Raw genomic sequence first — 3,629 nt, 5'->3', positions numbered from 1 at the left:
AGGGAGCCCCCCGCACGAGCCCGCGCCCCCGCCGCTCGTGCTCGTCGCCTGCTCCGGCGGCGCCGACTCCATGGCGCTCGCCTCCGCCCTCGCCTTCGAGGCGCCCAAGCTCGGCATCCGCGCCGGCGGCATCACCGTCGACCACGGACTGCAGCCCGGCTCCGAGCTGCGCGCCGAGGAAGTCGTCCTGCGCCTGCGCGAACTCGGCCTCGACCCCGCCGAGTCCGTCGCCGTCACCGTCGGCCGCGACGGCGGCCCCGAGGCCGCCGCCCGCGACGCTCGCTACGCCGCCCTGGACGCCGCCCTCGACCGCCACGGCGCCACCGCCGTCCTCCTCGGCCACACCCGCGACGACCAAGCCGAAACCGTCCTCCTCGGCCTCGCCCGCGGCTCCGGCATCCGCTCCCTGTCCGGGATGGCCGCGGTCTCGGGGGCCGGCGGCCGCTACCGCCGCCCCTTCCTCGCACTCGACCGCCAGACCGCCCGCAAGGCCTGCATGGTCCAGTCCCTCCCCGTCTGGGACGACCCCCACAACGCCGACCCCGCCTACACCCGCTCCCGGCTCCGCCACGAGGGCCTGCCCGCCCTGGAGAAGGCCCTCGGCAAGGGCGTCGTCGAAGCCCTCGCCCGTACGGCCCAGCTCTCCCGCGACGACGCCGACGCCCTCGACGCCTGGGCCCGCCAGGCCGAAGCCTCCGTACGCGACGCCGCGGGCCTCCTGGAGTGCGCCAAGCTCTACGCCCTGCCCCCCGCCGTACGCCGCCGCATCCTGCGCCGCGCCGCCATCGAGGCCGGTGCCCCGGCCGGTTCCCTCTTCGCCCGCCACATCGAGGAGATCGACCGGCTCATCACGGGATGGCGCGGCCAGGGGGCCATCAATCTCCCCGGCCGGGTCGTCGCCCAGCGTCAGGGTGGCAGACTGGTGATTCGGCAAGGCTGAAACCGGACGCCGAAGGGACCCCTCAACGGGCCCCGGGCCCCCAGGGGAAAGAAGCGTCCGGCGGCGGCCGTGGGACGACCGAAAGTGATGCGGGTGGACGCGAAAGACATGGGTGCCGACCTCAAGCAGGTACTCATCACCAAGGAAGAGATCGACGCGAAGCTGGCCGAGCTGGCCGCGAAGATCGACGCGGAGTACGCGGGCAAGGACCTGCTCATCGTCGGCGTCCTCAAGGGCGCGGTGATGGTCATGGCGGACCTCGCCCGGGCGCTGTCCACCCCCGTCACCATGGACTGGATGGCCGTGTCCTCCTACGGCGCGGGCACCCAGTCCTCCGGCGTGGTGCGGATCCTCAAGGACCTCGACACCGACATCAAGGGCAAGCACGTCCTCATCGTCGAGGACATCATCGACTCCGGCCTGACCCTGTCCTGGCTGATCTCCAACCTCGGCTCCCGCGAGCCCGCCTCCCTCAAGGTGTGCACCCTGCTCCGCAAGCCCGAGGCCGCCAAGGTCGCCATCGACGTCGAGTGGGTCGGCTTCGACATCCCCAACGAGTTCGTCGTCGGCTACGGCCTCGACTACGCCGAGAAGTACCGGAACCTCCCGTTCGTCGGTACGCTCGCGCCCCACGTCTACGGCGGCTGAACCACCCGCGTCACGCGCACGGGCCAGTCTTACTGAGACGCTCGGGAACCCCAGCGGGTTTCAAGCCGTTGGAGCATGCGAGGACGGGGTGCCATCGGTCCTACGCGGCTTCGGGTGACAATGCTGGGGTACCGTCCGAAGAACAGTCTTTATCAAACTCACTATGGCAGGAGGGACGGGGCGGCACCGCTCCGTATGGATGGACGTGAAGCGATACTTCCGTGGGCCAGTCATGTGGATCGTGCTGGCCGTCCTTGCCGTGGTCGTGTTGATGCAGGTCGTCGGCTCGTCCGGCGGCTACAAGACGGTGGACACCGGCCAGGTCGTCCAGGCGATCAATGACAACAAGGTCCAAGAGGCCAAGCTGACCACCGGCGAAGAGCAGCTCCTGAAGGTGCAGCTCAAGGACGGCGAGAAGATCGAGGGCAGCTCGAAGATCCAGGCGAGCTACATCGGCGACCAGGGCGTCACCCTCGCCAACACCCTGCAGGACAAGTACCAGAACAAGCAGATCCCCGACGGCTACACGGTCTCCCCGACCAAGCAGAACGCGTTCGTCGGCATCCTGCTGTCCCTGCTCCCCTTCGTCCTGATCGTCGTCGTCTTCCTGTTCCTGATGAACCAGATGCAGGGCGGCGGCTCCCGAGTGATGAACTTCGGGAAGTCCAAGGCCAAGCTCATCACCAAGGACACCCCGAAGACCACCTTCGCCGACGTCGCCGGCGCGGACGAGGCCGTCGAGGAACTCCACGAGATCAAGGAATTCCTTCAGGAGCCCGCCAAGTTCCAGGCCGTCGGCGCCAAGATCCCCAAGGGCGTCCTGCTCTACGGCCCGCCCGGCACCGGCAAGACGCTCCTCGCGCGCGCCGTCGCCGGCGAGGCGGGCGTCCCCTTCTACTCGATCTCCGGTTCCGACTTCGTCGAGATGTTCGTCGGTGTCGGTGCCTCCCGTGTCCGCGACCTCTTCGAGCAGGCCAAGGCGAACGCCCCGGCGATCGTCTTCGTCGACGAGATCGACGCGGTCGGCCGCCACCGCGGCGCCGGCCTCGGCGGCGGACACGACGAGCGCGAGCAGACCCTGAACCAGCTCCTCGTCGAGATGGACGGCTTCGACGTCAAGGGCGGCGTGATCCTCATCGCCGCGACGAACCGCCCGGACATCCTCGACCCGGCGCTGCTGCGCCCCGGCCGCTTCGACCGGCAGATCGCCGTCGACCGCCCGGACATGCAGGGCCGCCTGGAGATCCTCAAGGTCCACCAGAAGGGCAAGCCGGTCGCGCCCGACGTCGACCTGTCCGCCGTCGCCCGCCGCACCCCCGGCATGACGGGTGCCGATCTCTCCAACGTCCTGAACGAGGCCGCCCTGCTGACGGCCCGCAGCGACAAGAAGCTGATCGACAACCAGATGCTGGACGAGGCGATCGACCGCGTGGTCGCGGGCCCGCAGAAGCGGACCCGGATCATGTCGGACAAGGAGAAGAAGATCACCGCGTACCACGAGGGCGGCCACGCCCTGGTCGCGGCGGCCTCTCCGAACTCCGACCCGGTCCACAAGATCACGATCCTGTCCCGGGGCCGAGCCCTCGGCTACACGATGGTCCTGCCGGACGAGGACAAGTACTCGACCACCCGCAACGAGATGCTCGACCAGCTCGGCTACATGCTGGGCGGCCGCGCCGCCGAGGAACTGGTCTTCCACGACCCGACCACCGGCGCCGCGAACGACATCGAGAAGGCCACCAACCTGGCCCGCGCGATGGTCACCCAGTACGGCATGACCGAGCGTCTCGGCGCCATCAAGTTCGGCGGCGACAACACCGAGCCGTTCCTCGGCCGTGAGATGGCTCACCAGCGCGACTACTCGGAAGAGGTCGCCGCGCTCGTGGACGAAGAGGTCAAGAAGCTCATCGAGAACGCGCACAACGAGGCCTGGGAGATCCTGGTCGAGAACCGCGACGTCCTCGACAACCTGGTGCTCCAGCTGTTGGAGAGGGAGACGCTGGGCAAGGAGGAGATCGCCGAGATCTTCGCCCCCATCGTC

The 3,629-nt window shown here is 69.1% G+C and carries 3 protein-coding genes; all 3 read left to right on the top strand.

Annotated features, from left to right (window positions below; translation table 11 throughout):
- Positions 1–940 (top strand): tRNA lysidine(34) synthetase TilS (gene tilS, locus AOK23_RS34455; protein ID WP_055716464.1); only part of this gene is annotated, 940 nt, incomplete at its 5' end.
- A gap of 87 nt (positions 941–1,027) precedes the next feature.
- Positions 1,028–1,588: a hypoxanthine phosphoribosyltransferase gene (hpt, locus tag AOK23_RS34450; protein ID WP_055523757.1), complete on the top strand. Its 561-nt coding sequence runs from the start codon at positions 1,028–1,030 to the stop codon at positions 1,586–1,588.
- Between the two features lie 199 nt (positions 1,589–1,787).
- Positions 1,788–3,629 (top strand): ATP-dependent zinc metalloprotease FtsH (gene ftsH / locus AOK23_RS34445; protein ID WP_055716463.1); only part of this gene is annotated, 1,842 nt, incomplete at its 3' end.

The organism is Streptomyces torulosus, assembly GCF_001419765.1.
Taxonomy (GTDB): Bacteria; Actinomycetota; Actinomycetes; order Streptomycetales; family Streptomycetaceae; genus Streptomyces; species Streptomyces torulosus.
This window is presented reverse-complemented; position numbering and strand designations above follow the sequence as displayed.